General features: G+C 74.4%; 13 protein-coding genes. 7 read left to right on the forward strand and 6 right to left on the reverse strand.

All coding sequences use genetic code 11. The annotated features are described in order from the left end of the window. Positions 1-162: 162 nt before the first annotated feature. Positions 163-1317 (reverse strand): N(5)-(carboxyethyl)ornithine synthase, encoded by a 1155-nt coding sequence (locus tag ACGFMP_RS05520; protein ID WP_393670465.1) that lies wholly within the window; start codon positions 1315-1317, stop codon positions 163-165. A gap of 51 nt (positions 1318-1368) precedes the next feature. Next, positions 1369-2532 carry an aminotransferase class V-fold PLP-dependent enzyme gene (locus ACGFMP_RS05525; protein WP_393670467.1) on the reverse strand — a complete coding sequence of 388 codons (1164 nt, stop codon included), beginning with the start codon at positions 2530-2532 and terminating at the stop codon, positions 1369-1371. Positions 2533-2655: 123 nt separating this feature from the next. On the opposite strand from ACGFMP_RS05525, the gene ACGFMP_RS05530 reads away from it, so the two are divergent. Continuing rightward, positions 2656-3945 carry a DUF445 domain-containing protein gene (locus ACGFMP_RS05530; RefSeq protein WP_393671329.1) on the forward strand — a complete coding sequence of 430 codons (1290 nt, stop codon included), beginning with the start codon at positions 2656-2658 and terminating at the stop codon, positions 3943-3945. Positions 3946-4123: 178 nt separating this feature from the next. Further along, positions 4124-4978 carry a fumarylacetoacetate hydrolase family protein gene (locus ACGFMP_RS05535; protein WP_393670468.1) on the forward strand — a complete coding sequence of 285 codons (855 nt, stop codon included), beginning with the start codon at positions 4124-4126 and terminating at the stop codon, positions 4976-4978. A gap of 67 nt (positions 4979-5045) precedes the next feature. Here the strand turns inward: ACGFMP_RS05535 and ACGFMP_RS05540 are convergent, their stop codons facing one another. Together ACGFMP_RS05540 and ACGFMP_RS05545 are read right to left on the reverse strand one after the other, a co-directional pair. Beyond that, positions 5046-5516 carry a heme-degrading domain-containing protein gene (locus ACGFMP_RS05540; protein ID WP_393670469.1) on the reverse strand — a complete coding sequence of 157 codons (471 nt, stop codon included), beginning with the start codon at positions 5514-5516 and terminating at the stop codon, positions 5046-5048. Then, positions 5513-6580, reverse strand: coding sequence for a Gfo/Idh/MocA family oxidoreductase (locus ACGFMP_RS05545; protein ID WP_393670470.1), 1068 nt, complete (start codon positions 6578-6580; stop codon positions 5513-5515). Before ACGFMP_RS05545 ends, ACGFMP_RS05540 begins: the two co-directional genes overlap by 4 nt. A 55-nt stretch (positions 6581-6635) precedes the next feature. Here ACGFMP_RS05545 and ACGFMP_RS05550 point away from each other — a divergent pair, with 55 nt between their 5' ends. The 4 genes from ACGFMP_RS05550 (at position 6636) to ACGFMP_RS05565 (ending at position 10168) form a co-directional block, all read left to right on the forward strand. Further along, entirely contained in the window at positions 6636-7790 is a 1155-nt protein-coding gene (locus tag ACGFMP_RS05550; protein ID WP_393670471.1) for an ROK family protein, read from the forward strand. A gap of 229 nt (positions 7791-8019) precedes the next feature. Continuing rightward, positions 8020-8760, forward strand: a complete 741-nt coding sequence (locus tag ACGFMP_RS05555; protein WP_393671330.1) for an HAD-IIA family hydrolase — start codon at positions 8020-8022, stop codon at positions 8758-8760. A 121-nt stretch (positions 8761-8881) separates the two neighbouring features. Continuing rightward, positions 8882-9493: a hypothetical protein gene (locus ACGFMP_RS05560; protein WP_393670472.1), complete on the forward strand. Its 612-nt coding sequence runs from the start codon at positions 8882-8884 to the stop codon at positions 9491-9493. Between the two features lie 6 nt (positions 9494-9499). Then, a complete protein-coding gene (locus ACGFMP_RS05565; protein WP_393670473.1) occupies positions 9500-10168 on the forward strand; it encodes a class F sortase in 669 nt (222 codons plus the stop codon). Positions 10169-10700: 532 nt separating this feature from the next. Here the strand turns inward: ACGFMP_RS05565 and ACGFMP_RS05570 are convergent. Further along, positions 10701-11435: an ANTAR domain-containing protein gene (locus tag ACGFMP_RS05570; RefSeq protein ID WP_393670474.1), complete on the reverse strand. Its 735-nt coding sequence runs from the start codon at positions 11433-11435 to the stop codon at positions 10701-10703. A 227-nt stretch (positions 11436-11662) separates the two neighbouring features. On the opposite strand from ACGFMP_RS05570, the gene ACGFMP_RS05575 reads away from it, so the two are divergent. Next, complete coding sequence (locus ACGFMP_RS05575; RefSeq protein WP_393670475.1) at positions 11663-14602, forward strand: FAD-binding and (Fe-S)-binding domain-containing protein; 2940 nt, start codon at positions 11663-11665, stop codon at positions 14600-14602. Positions 14603-14611: 9 nt separating this feature from the next. On the opposite strand, the gene ACGFMP_RS05580 is transcribed toward ACGFMP_RS05575, so the two are convergent. Continuing rightward, the gene (locus ACGFMP_RS05580; RefSeq protein WP_393670476.1) at positions 14612-15769 is read right to left on the reverse strand and encodes a PP2C family protein-serine/threonine phosphatase; all 1158 of its coding nucleotides are present in this window, start codon (positions 15767-15769) and stop codon (positions 14612-14614) included. Positions 15770-15965: the final 196 nt, after the last annotated feature.

Below are 15965 nucleotides of genomic sequence, written 5' to 3' on the forward strand. Positions count from 1 at the left end.
GCGGGGGGGGGGGGGGGGGGGGGGGGGGGGGGGGGGGGGGGGGGGGGGGGGGCGGGGCGGGCCCCCCCCCCCCCCCCCCCCCCCCGCGACGGCCAGGGGACGCTAACCCCTGACCCGCACGTCAGGGTCAAGCCCGGCGCGGCCGCCTGCACCCGCGGGTGCTCACACGTGCACGTGCGGGTATTCCGCCGCGCGGTGCTGGAAGGCGAGCACCTTCGGATTCCGCACGGTGCCGCCGCGAATCTCGATCGCGCGCCGGATGGTCTCGTCGGCGTCCCAGCCGGCCTCCCCTTCCAGCACCGGCCGCAGATAGGGGATGAGCGCCTCGCTGTTCTCCCAGGTGGCGGAATTCCACAGATACGAGGGACTGTGGTCGACACCGTAGTAGCGGATGCTGTCGCCCACGGTGAACATCGGGTCGGCGAAAGTGGTCGGCTTCGCCCATTCGAAGCCCATTCCCTCGTCGCAGGAGACGTCGATGACGAGAGTTCCGGGGGCGAGCGCCGGGAGGTCGTCGTCTATCAGGAACATCAGCGGTGCGTCGGTGTCCTGGAGCACGCAGTTGACGATGATGTCGTGCTGCGCGAGGAACCCGGCCAGCGGCACGGGTCCGTCCTCGGTGAGAGCGACGCTTCGCCGCGGGTCCAGGGTGTCGTCGGCCTCGTCATGGTCGAAGTGGACGATGCGGGCCGAGTGGATCGGCGAGCTCACCGCGGTGACTCCGCGCGCCGTCAGTACATCGACGTCGTGCACACCCAGCGCGCTGAGCGCGGTCACCGCCCCGCGGGCGGTGGCGCCGAAGCCGATGACGACCGCCCGCTGCCGCCGCCCGTAGTCGCCTGTCGCACCGGTCAGCTGCATCGCGTGCAGCACCGACGAATACCCGGCCAGTTCGTTGTTCTTGTGGAAGACGTGCAGGTTGAACGTGCCGCCCCGCCCCCAGTGGTTCATCGCCTCGAAGGCGATGAGGGTCAGCCGGCGGTCGATGGCGGTCTGCGTGACCTTCTCGTCCTGCACGCAGTGCGGCCAGCCCCACAGCACCTGGCCGTCGCGCAGTTCGGCGAGGTCCTCGTGAACGGGTTTGGCCAGCAGGATGACATCGCTTTCCGCGATGAGGTCGGCGCGGGAACGGAAACCGCCGACGAGCGGAGCCAGCGTGCTGTCCTTGACGCCGAAATATTCTCCGTAGCCCGTCTGAAGAAGGATGTTCCGGCGGAGATCGGCGTCGATGCGATCGAAATGCGCGGGGTGAACGGGCAGACGGTGCTCGTTTTCCTTGCGGGTCTGCGACATGATTCCGAGCGTGAGCTGCTGCAAAATGCCCCTTTGGTTACTCCCTGTCTAGCACACCGCAGAGGTCGGGGCCCCTCAGGTGATCGACGCCAGGGCGGCGCGGACCCGCTCCACCGCCGCCGGCGGGGTGGAGGCGTGCGGGGAGAGGCGGACGGAGTCGGGGCGTGCGGTGGGGGTGACGCCCTGGGCGTGCAGGGCCTTGGCGACCGTGGCGCTGTCGGCGCCGGGGAGGCGGAAGGAGACGATGCCGGCCCGCCTGCCGGGGTCGGTCGAGGACAGGATCTCGCCACCGTGCTCCCTCACCGCGTCGAGGAGTTCGTCGACCAGGAATCGCACCCGCGCCTCGATCGCGGCCACCCCGGTGTCCTCCACGACCTCCAGTGCCGCGGCGAGCGCGGCCGCGGCGACCGGGCTGAGGTTGGTGATGCTCAGCCGCCCGGCGCCGGCGGCCGGCGGGTGCTCCTCGTCGTCGAAGAGCGCCACGTCCTCCACCCCGGTCCAGCCGGTGAGGGTGGGTTCGAGGCGTTCGAGCGCCCGGTCGGACAGGGTGGCGAACCCGGTGGACCAGCCGGCCCGCAGCCACTTCTGGCCGCCGGTCACGACGACGTCCGCGGCCTGCCAGGGCAGGTCGGCGACGCCGAAGCCCTGGATGGCGTCGACCACGAGCAGCCGGTCGGGGCCGATGACGTCGCGCACCGCGGCCAGGTCGGCCCGGTAGCCGGTGCGGAAGTCGACGGCGCTGAGCGAGACGGCCACCACATCGTCGGTGAGCGCCGCCCGCACGGTGTCGGGCGTGGTCCAGCCCTGCGGGTCGCCCGGCAGCCAGCGCGGCTCGGCCAGGCCCGCGGCGGCGGCCCTGCGCCACGGGTAGTGGTTGGCGGGGAAGTCGGCGACCGGCACCAGGACGGTGCCCGCCGTGATGCCGAAGGCGGCCTGGAACAGGCCGGTGGAGGCGTTGGGCAGCAGCACGGTGTGATCGGCGTCGGTGCCCGCCAGCCGGGCCGCGGACCGCCTGGCACGCAGGTCGGCGCGCATCAGGTCGTTGACCGTGTCGTGGTCGGCGCGGGCCGAGCGGCCCAGCGCGTCGGCGGTGGCGGCCAGCACCGCACCGGAAGGGGGCCCGTAGCGCGCGAAGTCGAGATAGCCCTCCGCCGCCTCGAACCTCCGGGCGTAATCCGGCAGCGCCTGGCCGCCTCCGGTGCCCTCGGTGCCGCCGTCCGTCGTGTGCCGCGCTGTCATACCGGTGCCGTTCCTCTTTGCGGGAAGGGAATCAACGGCACCAGGAGGTGCCGGGAACCCGCCGTTCGTTCCAAGATTGTCAGCGGCGGCAAGAATACGCAGGTGGATATGCGGGCGGTGCAGATGGACGCGGGGCCCACGGGCGGACCGGCGGCGGGGGCGGTCGACCCGGACGCGGAGCGGCGCCGCGGTGTGCGGCGGATGAAGCTGATCGCGACGGGCTTCCTGGCCGTCGCCACGGTGGTGTACGTGCTGGCCAAGTGGGCGGACTCGCAGGACGCCGGCGCGTGGGCGGCCTACGTGGCGGCCGCGGCGGAGGCGGGCATGGTCGGCGCGATGGCGGACTGGTTCGCGGTGACCGCGCTCTTCCGCCGCCCGCTGGGCCTGCCCATCCCGCACACGGCGATCATCCCGACCAAGAAGGACGCGCTGGGCGCCAGCCTCGGCGACTTCGTGGGCGAGAACTTCCTGTCGGCCGAGGTGGTACGCACCCGGCTGCGGGCCGTCGGCATCGGTTCGCGGCTCGGCTCCTGGGTGGCGGAGCCCGCCAACGCCGACCGGGTGACCGAGCAGGCCGCCGCGGCGCTGCGCGGACTGCTGACCGTGCTGCGCGACTCCGACGTGCAGGCGGTGGTCAGCGAGGCGATCACCCGGCGGGCCGAGGCCCAGGAGGTCGCGCCCGGGCTCGGCAAGCTGCTGGAGCGGATCGTCGCCGACGGCGGCCACCGCCGGCTGGTCGACCTGGTGTGCGTACGCGCCCACGGCTGGCTGGTGGAGCACGCGGACTCGGTGATGGACGCGGTCCAGGGCGGCGCGCCGGGCTGGACCCCGCGGTTCGTGGACCGCAAGGTCGGCGAGCGGGTCTACAAGGAGCTGCTGCGCTTCGTCACCGAGATGCGGGACTCGCCCGAGCACCCGGCGCGCGACGCCGTCGACCGCTTCCTCCGCGACTTCGCCTCCGAGCTCCAGTCCGACCCCGACACCCGGGAGCGCGTCGAGCGCTTCAAGAACGACCTGCTGGCCCGCCCCGAGGTGCAGGACCTGATCGCCTCGGTGTGGGGTTCCGTGCGGTCGATGATGGTGGCGGCCGCCGAGGACGAGCGCAGCGAGCTGCGGCTGCGCACCCGGGCGTCGCTGCTGACCCTCGGCGGCCGGATGGCCACCGACGCCCGCCTGCAGGCGAAGGTCGACAGCTGGCTGGAGGACGCGGCCACCTATCTGGTCACCACCTACCGGGACCAGATCACCTCGCTGATCAGCGAGACGGTGGCCGGCTGGGACGCCGAGCAGACCTCGAAGAAGATCGAGGCGCACGTGGGCCGCGACCTCCAGTTCATCCGGATCAACGGAACGGTCGTCGGTGCGCTGGTCGGGCTGCTGATCTTCACGGTGTCGCGGCTCGCGGGCAGCTGATCCGGCGAGCCGCTCCGACCTCTGGGGCTGCCTGGTGCGGGCGCGGCGGCGGAGAGATTACCGCGTCCACGTGCTGAACAAGCCTTGCGCACGGAGAAGGCTGCATCGGAGGATCGGACAGACATCCGATGACATCCGTGGACCGTCCCCCGCGGATCACTGACGTACGGAGTACCACGTGAAACTGCTGCGAGTCGGCCCCGCAGGGGCGGAGCGCCCCGCACTGCTCGACCACGACGGTGTCCTCCGGGACCTGGGCGGGGTCGTCGCCGACATCGACGGGACGCTGCTCGCCGACGCCGGGGCCATGGCGCGGATCGCCGCGGCGGCGGCCGACGGCTCGCTGCCCGCCCTCGAAGCAGGGCTGCGGGTCGGCCCGCCGCTCCGCGGCATTGGCAAGATCGTCTGCATCGGGCTCAACTACCACGACCACGCGACCGAGACCGGTGCGCAGGTGCCAGGCGAGCCGGTGGTCTTCATGAAGGCCCCCGACACGGTCGTCGGCCCCACCGACACGGTGCTGGTGCCGCGCGGCAGCCTCAAGACCGACTGGGAGGTCGAGCTGGCCGTCGTCATCGGCCGCGAACTGCGGTACGCGGCAGACGAGGACGAGGCCATGGCGGCGGTCGCCGGCTACGCCGTCGCGCACGACGTCTCGGAGCGGGAGTTCCAGATCGAGCGCGGCGGCCAGTGGGACAAGGGCAAGAACTGCGAGACCTTCAACCCGCTCGGGCCCTGGCTCGTCACCGCGGACGAGGTTCCCGACCCGCAGGCGCTCGGCCTGCGGCTGTGGGTCAACGGCGTGCTGCGGCAGGACGGCACCACCCGCGACCAGATCTTCCCGGTCGCCGAGGTCGTCAGGTACCTCAGCCACTTCATGACGCTCTACCCGGGCGACGTCATCAACACCGGGACCCCCGCAGGGGTCGCGCTCGGCCAGCCCGAGCCGCGCCCCTACCTCCGCCCGGGCGACGTGGTCGAGCTCGCGATCGACGGCCTGGGCCGCCAGCGGCAGGTGCTCGCCTCCGCGTAGGGCGGCCCGTCCGGCGCGGCACGCCCCGCGCCGGCGGCCCGCCGCTCCGGTCACGCGGGGAGGCCGGTCAGGCGAGGAAGCCCGTCAGGGCGGCCACGACCAGGGCGTGGTCCTCGACCTGGGGCAGGCCGGAGACGGCGACCACGCCCACCACGCCGACGCCGGCCACCCGCAGCGGGAAGGCCCCGCCGTGTGCGGCGTAACGCGCGGGGTCGAGGCGGGAGGCCTCCTCGAATGTCGTGCCCTTGGCCCGGAAGCGCTCGCCCACGGCGAGCGACGACGTGCCGTAGCGCAGGACGACGCGGGCCTTCCGGTCGAGCCACGCGTCGTTGTCGGGGGACGTGCCCTCGAGCGCGCAGTGGAAAAGCTGCTGCCCGCCCCTGCGGATGTCGACCGTGACCGCGGCGCCCCGCTCGCGGGCGAGGCCGACCAGCAGGCAGCCGAGCCGCCAGGCGTCGTCGTTGGTGAAGCGGGGGAGGACCAGGGTCCTCTCCTGCTCGGCGAGTTCCGCCGGGTCGGCGAGCCGTTCGGTGCTCACAGGGCCACCGCCTGGCCGGTACGCGCGGACTCGCCCGCGGCCTCGATGACCTCGATCGTGGCTGCCGCCTCCAGCGCGGTGACCGGTGGCGGCGTGCCCTCGCGCAAGGCGGTCCCGACGGCCGCGTAGAAGGCGGGGTAGTCGCCGGGCAGCGAGGGGACGGGCCGTACGTTCTCGTCGGTGCCCGCGGTACCCCACGCGGACTCCGGCTCCTCGCCCCAGGCGGCACCCTCGACCGGGCGCAGGCCCTCGCGCAGGGCGGCCTCCTGCGGGTCGAGGCCGTAGGTGACGTAGCCGCCGGTGCTGCCCAGGACCCGGAAGCGCGGCCCGAGCCTGGCGGTGGTGGCGCTCATCCACAGATGGGAGCGGACGCCGTTCGCATGCGTGAGCGCGATGAAGTCGTCGTCGTCCGCGGCGGCCCCCGGCCTGCGCACGTCGGACTCGGCGTACACCAGCCGCGCCGGGCCGAAGAGGGTGAGCGCCTGGTCGACGAGGTGGCTGCCGAGGTCGTAGAGCAGGCCGCCGATCTCCGCCGGGTCGCCGGACTCGCGCCAGCCGCCCTTGGGCTGCGGGCGCCACCGCTCGAAACGGGACTCGAAGCGCTGGATTTCGCCCAGGTCGCCCTTTTCCAGCAGCGCGCGCAGGGTGCGGAAGTCGCTGTCCCAGCGGCGGTTGTGGAAGACGGTGAGCAGCAGCTTCCGCTCCGCGGCGAGCGCGGCGAGCCCGCGCGCCTCGGCGGCCGTGGCGGACAGCGGCTTGTCGACGACGACCGGCAGCCCGGCTTCGAGCGCGGCGGTCGCCAGCGGCACATGGGTGCGGTTGGGGGAGGCGAGGACGACCAGGTCGAGTTCGCCTGCCCGCGCCCACAGCTCGTCCGGAGTGTCGGCGAAGGCCACGTCCGGGTGCTCGGTGCGGGCCTGGGTGCGGCGTTCGCTGTTGCCGGTGACGATGGTGTCGAGGACGAGCCCCGGCGTCGCGGCGATCAGCGGGGCGTGGAAGAAGGAGCCGGCCGGGCCGTAGCCGACCAGGGCGACGCGGAGGGGGGCGGTGCCGGGAGCGCTCATGGGGATACTTTGGCAACAGTGTTGCCAAAGTGCAAGCGCGCGGGACAATGGCACCGTGACCCCGCCCACCGCACCCGACCCCGGCCCCAGCCCCGGCCACGAGTCCGCGCCCGGCCGGGAATCCGGCCCCGCCCAAGGCCCCGGCGCCAACCTGCCCGCCCTGCGCCACCACAACGCCGCCCTCGTCCTCGGCCTGCTGCGGGACGCCGCCACGGCGCCCGGCAGCGGCGGGATCAGCCGGCTGGAACTGGCCGAGCGGACCGGGCTCACCCCGCAGGCCGTCAGCAAGATCACCGCACGGCTGCGGGCGGACGGCCTGCTGGAGGACGCCGGCCGGCGCGCCTCGACCGGCGGCAAGCCGCCTACCGAACTGCGGCTGGCGGCGGGCGCCGCCTGCGCGGTCGGCGCGCACCTCGACGGCGAGACGATGACCGCCGTCGTGGCCGACCTCGCCGGGCGCACCGTCGCCGAGCACGCGGTGCCGCTCGACCTCGCGCTGCCGGTCCCCGCGGGCCTGGCCGCGATGGAACGCGGGCTGCGAGCCGCCGCGGCCCTGGCCCCCGCCCCGGTACTCGGCGTGGGCGTCGGGATACGCGGTCCGCTGGACCACCGCACCGGCACCCTGCACGGCGTCACCGGCTTCCCGCACTGGTCCGGCTGCCCGCTGCGCACGGAACTCGCCGGCAGGCTCGGCCTGCCGGTGGTCGTCGACAAGAACACCAACGCGGCCGCCCAGTCCGTCCTCGCGGAACCCGGACCCGCCCCCGGCGGCGGCTCGTTCGGCTACCTCCACCTGGGCACCGGCCTGGGCGCCGCCCTCGTACTGGACGGCGGGGTCCACCGCGGGGGGCGGGCGGGGGCGGGCGAATTCGGCCACCAGGTGGTGCAGCTCGACGGGCCGCCCTGCAAGTGCGGCAAGCGGGGCTGCCTCGAAGCGCTCTGCCTGGCGGCGGTCGCCCGCGGCGACACCGCGGGCGCCGCGCGGCTGCTCGGCGTGGGCGCCGCGAACCTGGTGGCGCTGCTCGACATCGACCGGGTCGTACTCGGCGGCCGTACCGTCCTCGCCGCCCCCGGCACCTTCCGCGCCGGCGTCGCCGCCGCCCTCGGCCCGGTCCCGGTCGGCTTCGCCGCGGCGGGCACCCGCGCGGTCGCCGAGGGCGCCGCACTGCTGGCCCTGGCCCCGCTGTTCGCACGGGCCGCGCTGCGCTGATCACGGGTGCGACCAGCACGCGAGACGTACGGGTCGGGCCGCGCCGTCCCCGGTTACGCTGGGGCACCGGGTGCCGCCGCCACGGCGATGGCGCGAACCGTACGGCCCGACGGCGTACGGCGCTCCCCCGAACCGCGCCCGGGCAGACCCCCGGGACACGACGACAGGCACGACGACAGGAGACCGACCGGTGTCGACCCGCAGGGCCATCGACTCGTGGCTGACCGACATGGACGGGGTGCTCATCCACGAGGGGACCCCCATCCCCGGCGCCGACGCCTTCATCAAGGGGCTCAAGGACTCGGGCAAGCCCTTCCTCGTCCTCACCAACAACTCCATCTACACCCCGCGCGACCTGCACGCCCGGCTGGCCAGGATGGGCCTCGACGTGCCGGTCGGGAACATCTGGACCTCGGCGCTGGCCACCGCGAAGTTCCTCGACGACCAGCGGCCCGGCGGCACCGCCTACGTCATCGGCGAGGCGGGCCTGACCACCGCGCTGCACGACGTCGGCTACATCCTCACCGACCAGGACCCCGACTACGTGGTGCTCGGCGAGACCCGCACCTACAGCTTCGAGGCGCTCACCAAGGCCATCCGGCTGATCGGCGGCGGCGCCCGTTTCATCGCCACCAACCCGGACGAGACCGGCCCCTCGCCCGAGGGCGTGCTGCCGGCCACCGGCTCGGTCGCCGCGCTGATCACCAAGGCCACCGGGCAGGAGCCGTACTTCGTCGGCAAGCCCAACCCGCTGATGATGCGGGCCGGCCTCAACGCCATCGGGGCGCACTCCGAGACCAGCGCCATGATCGGCGACCGGATGGACACCGACGTGCTGGCCGGGCTCGAATCCGGCATGACCACCTTCCTGGTGCTCACCGGGCTCACCGCGGTGCCCGACATCGAGCGCTACCCCTTCAAGCCCTCCCGGGTCGTCGAGTCCATCGCGGACCTGGTCCCGGAAATCTGATCACGCTGCGTAGTGCACGCGTCACCCTGATGGGTCACCGAGCGTGCACGCCGGGCCGGTCGCAGGGATCTTCGTAAGCACCGGGCGCGAGTCCCCGCCCCCGGGCCGAGCGGAGGTCCCCATGTTTGGTCTGAAACTGCCCGTCATCGCCGCGGCCGGTGCCCTCGGCGTCCTCGCCGTCGGCGGGGTGACCGGGCTGCCGAAACAGGCTCTCGCCGACGAGGGGGGCGGTGGATCGTCCTCGTCCTCCTCCTCGGCGTCATCGTCGGCCTCGTCCGGCTCGGGCATGGACATCTCGCCCGCCACCGTCGCCCCCGGCGGGGTGGTGAGCCTGCACCTCAAGGCCTCCTGCAAGTCCGGCGACAAGGCCAAGGCCAGCGCCGAGGTCTTCGTCGACGCGGTGACCCTGTCGCCCTCGGGCGGCGGCTCCGACGGGTGGGACGGTACGGCCTTCATCAAGTCCGACGCCGTCGACGGCTCCTACACCGTCTCCGTCGAGTGCAACGGCTCCAGCAGCTCCGCGTCCGCGACCGTCACCGTGACCACCGGCGGCGGCGCCCCGCCGGCCCCGGTCAACCCGGTCCCGGCCGGCGGCGGCGGCACCGCGCAGCTCGCCGCCGGCCCGGCGGCGGCCGGCACCAGCACGGGTCCGCTGCTGGCCACCGGCGGCGTCGCGGCAGCCGGCCTGGCCGGCCTCGTACTCCACCGCCGCCGCAGCGCCGCCCGCGGCTGACCCGGCATGGCTTTGGGGGCGGACGAGACCGGTACCGGACGCGGTACCGACACCGGCAGGACCTGGGCGGCCGTCGTGGTCGGCCTGGTCCTGCTGGCCGCCTGGCTGTTCGGCCACAACGCCCCCGGTACGCCCCCGGCGCCCCCCGGCGCCCGCAGCCTCGCCGCCGCGGCCGACCGGCCCGCGCAGGTCTACGCGCCCCACGTCCCGCTGCACGACGCCGTGCCGCTGCGGATCGACGTCCCGTCGGTCGGCATCCACGCCGCGCTCGTCGGCCGCGGGCTCAAGGACGGGGCCGTGGACCCGCCCCCCTACTCCACCCCCGACGTCGCCGGCTGGTACCGCGACGGCCCCCCACCGGGCGCGGCGGGCGCGGCGATCATCGTCGGCCACGTCGACACCGAGACGCGCGCCGCCGTCTTCTACGGCCTCAGCACGATCCGGCGCGGGGCGCGGGTGGACGTCACCCGGGACGACGGGACCGTCGCGGTGTTCGCCGTCGAGGCCGTGGAGGTCGTGGAGAAGGCGCACTTCGACGCCAACCGCGTCTACGGCTCGGGCGGCCGCCCCGAACTCCGCCTCATCACCTGCGGCGGCTCCTTCGACAAGGCGGCCCAGGCCTACTCGGCCAACGTGGTGGTCTACGCCGCACTCACGGGTTCCCACCCCACCTGACCCGCACCCCCGGGCCTGCGAACGACCCGCGCCCAGTCACAACGCCGGTGAGGCACCGATCCACCGCGGGGGGCACCCCCCTGGGGGCGCGAGGAACTGCGCGCCTAGCCACGACGGTGGTGAAGGCGACATCGCATCCGCAAGGGGCACCCCCTCGGGGGCGCGGGGAACTGCGCGCCCGGCCACGACGGCGGGAAGGCGACCGGCCACCGCAAGGGGCACCCCCCCTGGGGGCGCGAGGAACTGCGCGCCTAGCCACGACGGTGGTGAAGGCGACATCGCATCCGCAAGGGGCACCCCCTGGGGGCGCGGGGAACTGCGCGCCTAGCCACGACGGCGGCGAGGCGACCGGCCACCGCAAGGGGCACCCCCTGGGGGGCGCGGGGAACCGCGCCCAGCGACGACGGTGGGAAGGCGCCCGGCCACCGCGAGGGGCAACCCCTGGGGGCGCGGGGAACCGCGCCCAGCCACGACGGTGGGAAGGCGACCGGCCACCGCAAGGGGCACCCCCCCAGAACCGCAGCCCGCAGGGCTAGGCGGTGTCGCCCCCGGGCGGCGGAAGGCTGGCGGTCCCCGCGAGGATGCCCGCGGCAAGGTCGGCTATCCGCAGGTGATGGGCGCGGGCATGCGCCCGCAACAAGGCGAAGGCGTCGTCCACGCTGACATGCCAGCGCTCGGCGAGCACACCCTTGACCTGCTCGACGGGAATCCGCGAGTCCAGCGCGGTCTGCAACTGCGCGGCCAGGCGCTGATGGTGGCGGCGGGCCCGCCGCTGGAGCACCCCGACGGCCGCGGCGTCGGCGAGCGAGCGGGCGACGGCGGCGGAGTGCGCCGGGAGCTCTCCCGGCACCGCGCGGAAGAGGACGAGCGCGCCGACCACCTCTTCGCGGTGCCGCACCGGCACCGCGAAGACGGCCGCGTAGCCGCTGGCCAGTGCCCGCCGGGTGAAGTCGGCGGGCAGCGCGCCGCCGCCCATTTCGATCACCGCGACAGCGGTACCGCGGCGGTGGCAGTCGGGTCCTGGACCGACGGCGGTGAGCAGCCGCGCGGGTTCGCAGGACGCGCCGACCACCCGGAGGTCCCCGCTTTCGTCCGCGAGCAGCACCCCGGCCGCGGCGGCGCCGGTGAGGCGTACCGCGCGTCCTGCGAGGCGGCGCAGCGGCACGTCGGGCTCCCCTTCGTCGCCGAGGGTGTCGGCGAGCTCGACCAGGGTGTCGGCGAGCAGCCCGCCCCGCTGTGTTGACCCGTCCGGCAGATCGCCGCGCACGCCGTTCCCCTTTCCCCCGTCGGACCGGCTTCCGCCACGAGTATTGCCGGTGACCGGCGGCTTCCGCCTCCGTCGCAGGGCGGAGAAGACGGGACCAGGACCCGGGCCGGCGCGGGCGGCGGTCCCACCGCGCGCAGTGGTGCGTACCGGGGCATAGGTTGGCGATCGGTATGTTTCTCCGCCAGGTCTGGTCCCCGCCCCGGGGGACCGCAGCCGAGGAGGTTCCGATGCCCGTGCTCGAACCGAAGGGCGGTGCCGCGCTGCGGCCGATACCCGCGGGGGAGGCCGCGCCGGACCGGGTGGAGGAGACCAGGGCGGGCGGCACTCCCCCCGCGCTGCGGTCGGGCCTGGTGCGGCTGCTGGGCGCGGGCAAGGTGCTGGGCGATCTGACGGACCTGGTCCGCTACGCCTCGGACGCGAGCCCTTACCGCTTCGTCCCGCAGGCGGTGGTGGTGCCCGAGAGCGTGCAGGACGTGGTGCGGCTGCTGGGGTTCGCCCGTGCCGAGCGCCGCCACCTGGTGTTCAGGGCCGCGGGGACCAGTCTGAACGGCCAGGCGCAGGGCGAGGACATCCTGGTGGACGTGCGCCGCCACTTCAGCGGGGTCGAGGTCGAGGCGAACGGCGCCAGGGCCCGTATCCTGCCCGGCACGGTGCTGGCCAGGGCCAATGCCGCGCTGGCCAGGCACGGCCGGGTGCTCGGCCCGGACCCGGCGAGCGCGATCGCGGCGACGGTCGGCGGGGTGCTGGCCAACAACGCCTCCGGCATGACCGCGGGCACCGCCCGCGACTCGTACCGCACGGTGGCGTCGCTGACCGTGGTGCTGCCGTCGGGCACCGTGGTGGACACCGGCGACCCGGACGCCGACGCCGGGCTCGCGGCGGCCGAGCCGGACATCTACCAGGGCCTGCTCGACCTGCGCGACGAGATCGAGGCGGACCAGGAGCTCACCGCGCGGATCAGGGCCAAGTACGCGGTGAAGAACACCAACGGCTACCGGCTCGACGCCTTCCTCGACGCGGACAGCCCCGCCCGGATCCTGCGCGGCTTGATGATCGGCTCGCAGGGCACCCTGGGCTTCGTCGCCGAGGCGGTCTACGAGACGCTGCCGATCCGCCCGGCCGCCACCGCGGGGCTGCTGTTCTTCCCGACGCTGCCCGCCGCCGCGGCGGCCGTACCGCACTTCGCGCAGGCGGGCGCCGACGCGGTGGAGCTGATGGACGGCAACGTGCTGCGGGCCGCGACCGGGGTGCCGGGGGTGCCGGGGGAGTGGGCCGGGCTGCCCGAGCAGTGCGCGGCGCTGCTGGTCGAGTTCAGGGCCGCGGACGAGACGCAGCTGGCCGCGTACGAGCGGGCCGCGGAGCGGATCTGCGCCGACCTGGGCCTGATCACCCCGGTGCCGGCCGCGGCGGGCCACGGCGGCTTCACCCGCGACCCGGAGCGGGTCGCCGAGCTGTGGCGGGTGCGCAAGGCGTTCGTGCCCGCGGTAGGCGGCGCCCGCCCGCCCGGCACCACGCTGATCACCGAGGACTTCGCGGTGCCGCCAGACCGGCTCGCCGAGGCCTGCACGGAACTCCTCGACCTCCAGCGCAGGCACGGCTTCGACGCTGCCGTCGCCGGCCACGCCGCACACGGCAACCTGCACTTCCTGCTCGCCTTCGACCCGGGGCTGCCCACCGACGTGGAGCGCTACGCGGCCTTCATGGCCGACTTCTGCCGCACCGTCACCGAGCGGTTCGACGGCTCGCTCAAGGCGGAGCACGGCACCGGGCGCAACATCGCGCCCTTCCTTGAGATGGAGTGGGGGCCGGCGGCCACCGCCCTGATGTGGCGGATCAAGGCGCTGCTCGACCCGGACGGCATCCTCGCCCCGCGGGTGGTGCTCGACCAGGACCCGCGCGGGCACCTGCGCGGCCTGAAGACCATCCCGGTGATCGAGGCGGTCGCCGACCCCTGCATCGAGTGCGGCTTCTGCGAACCCACCTGCCCCAGCCGCGAGCTGACCACGACCCCCAGGCAGCGGATCGTGCTGCGCCGCGAGATGCTGCGGCAGCCCGCCGGGTCGGCGGTGCTGCGCGAACTGCTCGACGCCTACGACTACGCCGCCGTCGACACCTGCGCGGGCGACTCGACCTGCAAGCTCGCCTGCCCTGTCGGCATCGACACCGGCGCGCTGATGAAGGACTTCCGGCACGCCCGGCACTCCCGGGCCGAGGAGCGCGCCGCGGGCGCCGCCGCCACCCACTGGCACGCCGCGGAACGCGCCACCCGCGCCGCGGTCGCCACCGCCGACGCCGTGCGCCGCAGGGTCGGCGACCGGCCGCTTGCGGCGGTCACCGGGCTGGCCCGGCGGGCGGTGCGGCCGGAACTCGTGCCCGACTGGCTGCCGGAGATCCCCGGCGCCGCCCCCCGCGCCCTGCCGCGCACCGAGCGGGACGGTGCGGCGGCCGTCTACTACCCGTCCTGCGTCAACCGCGTCTTCGGGCCGCCGGAAGGCCGCTACGGCTGGGTGCCGCAGTCGCTGGTCACGGTCTCGGCGCGGGCCGGGGTGCCGGTGTGGATACCGCCCGACGTCACCGGTACGTGCTGCGCCACCATCTGGCACTCCAAGGGCTACGACGAGGGCAACGCCGTCATGGCCAACCGGATCGTCGAGCACGCCTGGGTGTGGACCGGCGGCGGCCGGCTGCCGATCGTGGTCGACGCCACGTCCTGCACGCTCGGGCTCGCCCACGAGGTGGTGCCCTACCTCACCGGCGCCAACCGGGAGCTGCACGGGGAGCTCACCGTGCTCGACGCCACGGTGTGGGCCGCTGACCACGTCCTGCCGCGGCTCACCGTGACCGCGCCGGTCGGCTCCGCCGTCCTGCATCCCACGTGCTCGGCGCGGCATCTGGCCCGTCCCGGCGCCCTCGCGGAGGTCGCCGCCGCGATCGCGGACGAGGTGGTGGTGCCCGACGACGCCGGGTGCTGCGGCTTCGCGGGCGACCGGGGTCTGCTGCACGAGGAGCTGACGTCGTCGGCCACGCGGGCCGAGGCGGAGGAGGTCGCCGCCCGCGGCTTCTCCGTCTACCTGTCGGCCAGCCGCATGTGCGAGGTCGGCATGGCCCGCGCCACCGGCGAGCCCTACGAGTCGGTCATCGTCGCCCTGGAGCGCGCCACCCGCTGAGGCGGACGGTCAGATCGCCGGGTCCTGGACCGGGGGGTCCTGGGGGTGGGCGGGCAGGGCGCTCGGCTGGGGGGACAGCAGCAGCAGGACGACGTCGTCGGACAGCGAGCCGCCTGCGTGCCGCAGGAGATCGGCGTAGACCCGCTCGACCGCCGCGTCGAGGTCGCGCCCTGCGCCGGCCACCAGCGGGCCGACCCGCTCCGTGAGCGGGTAGAAGGTCGCGTCCACGGGGCTCCTGGCCTCGATCACCCCGTCGGTGCACAGCACCAGCACGTCCTCGGGGCGCATCGGCACCCGCCATGCCGTCGGGCCGCCGGGGACGAGGTCGGCGAGGCCGAGCGGCACCCAGGGCTCCGCGGGGGTGAGCGTCTCGACGGTGCCGTCGCGGGAGACCAGCAGCGGCGCCACATGGCCGTAGTGCAGCAGTTCGACGCTGCCTGGGTCGTCGAACTGGGCGAAGAGCGCGGTGATGAAGTCCCCGGTGGTGACATGCCGTCCGATGCTGGTGTCGACCCGCCTGGCGACCGTTTCGAGGCCGCCCTCGTCGAAGGCGGCCTCGCGGAAGGCGCCGAGCACCACGGCCGAGGTCTGCACCGCGGCGAGTCCCTTGCCGCGTACGTCCCCGATGAGCGCCCTTACTCCGTGCGGGGTCTCCAGCACCGCGTAGAGGTCGCCGCCGATCTGTGCGGCGTCGGCGGCCGAGACGTAGCGCACGGCGAGCCGGACGCCGCCGACGCGCGGGTCGGGCGGGCGCATCAGGGCGTGCTGGGCCGCCTCGGCGACCGAGGCGATGGCGGTGAAGGCCTTGGCGCCGGTCTCCCTGCGCCAGGCGATGTAGACGCTGAAGAGGGTGACCAGGCCATAGGCGAAGGCCTGCCCGAAGAAGACGTCGTGGTCGGGGATGTCGGTGATGCCGTCGTAGGGGGCGAGTCCGGCCTGCACGAAAAGGCCGAGCACCCCGACGAAGAGCGTCTTGCGCCAGGTGACGGTGATCGCGGCCAGCGGCGGGGCCACCACGATGCCGGGTGTGAGGAAGTGGTCCCGGCCCGCGATGAGGTCCGCGGTGACGACGAGTCCGATGGCCACCAGCGGCAGTGACAGGCCCAGGCGCGCCAGATACTCCCCCTCCACCCGCTGGAGGCTCCTGGTCAGCCAGACAATCTTCACATGGTGAACCTATCCGCCCGCACCCGTGGCGTCAGCCGCTCGCCAGGGTGATCGACAACGTTCTGAGCCCCGAACGCGCGGGACGGCGGCGGTGTTCCCGCGACGCACCGCTGATGCCCCGGGGGTGTGTTGCGCCGGGTGAATGTTCTGCGACAGGCGGGGTCGACGGGGTGGCTGGGGCGCCGGGATCTTCTAG

The organism is Streptomyces sp. NPDC049040, assembly GCF_043197715.1.
In the GTDB taxonomy this organism is placed as follows: Bacteria; Actinomycetota; Actinomycetes; order Streptomycetales; family Streptomycetaceae; genus Actinacidiphila.

Excerpts from the sequence above, each read along its gene's own strand:
- ACGFMP_RS05525 (WP_393670467.1), bottom strand. The coding sequence starts at position 2,532 with ATGACAGCGCGGCACACGACGGACGGCGGCACCGAGGGCACCGGAGGC.
- ACGFMP_RS05530 (WP_393671329.1), top strand. The coding sequence starts at position 2,656 with ATGGACGCGGGGCCCACGGGCGGACCGGCGGCGGGGGCGGTCGACCCG.
- ACGFMP_RS05545 (WP_393670470.1), bottom strand. The coding sequence starts at position 6,580 with ATGAGCGCTCCCGGCACCGCCCCCCTCCGCGTCGCCCTGGTCGGCTAC.
- ACGFMP_RS05555 (WP_393671330.1), top strand. The coding sequence starts at position 8,020 with ATGGACGGGGTGCTCATCCACGAGGGGACCCCCATCCCCGGCGCCGAC.
- ACGFMP_RS05560 (WP_393670472.1), top strand. The coding sequence starts at position 8,882 with ATGTTTGGTCTGAAACTGCCCGTCATCGCCGCGGCCGGTGCCCTCGGC.
- ACGFMP_RS05565 (WP_393670473.1), top strand. The coding sequence starts at position 9,500 with ATGGCTTTGGGGGCGGACGAGACCGGTACCGGACGCGGTACCGACACC.
- ACGFMP_RS05575 (WP_393670475.1), top strand. The coding sequence starts at position 11,663 with ATGCCCGTGCTCGAACCGAAGGGCGGTGCCGCGCTGCGGCCGATACCC.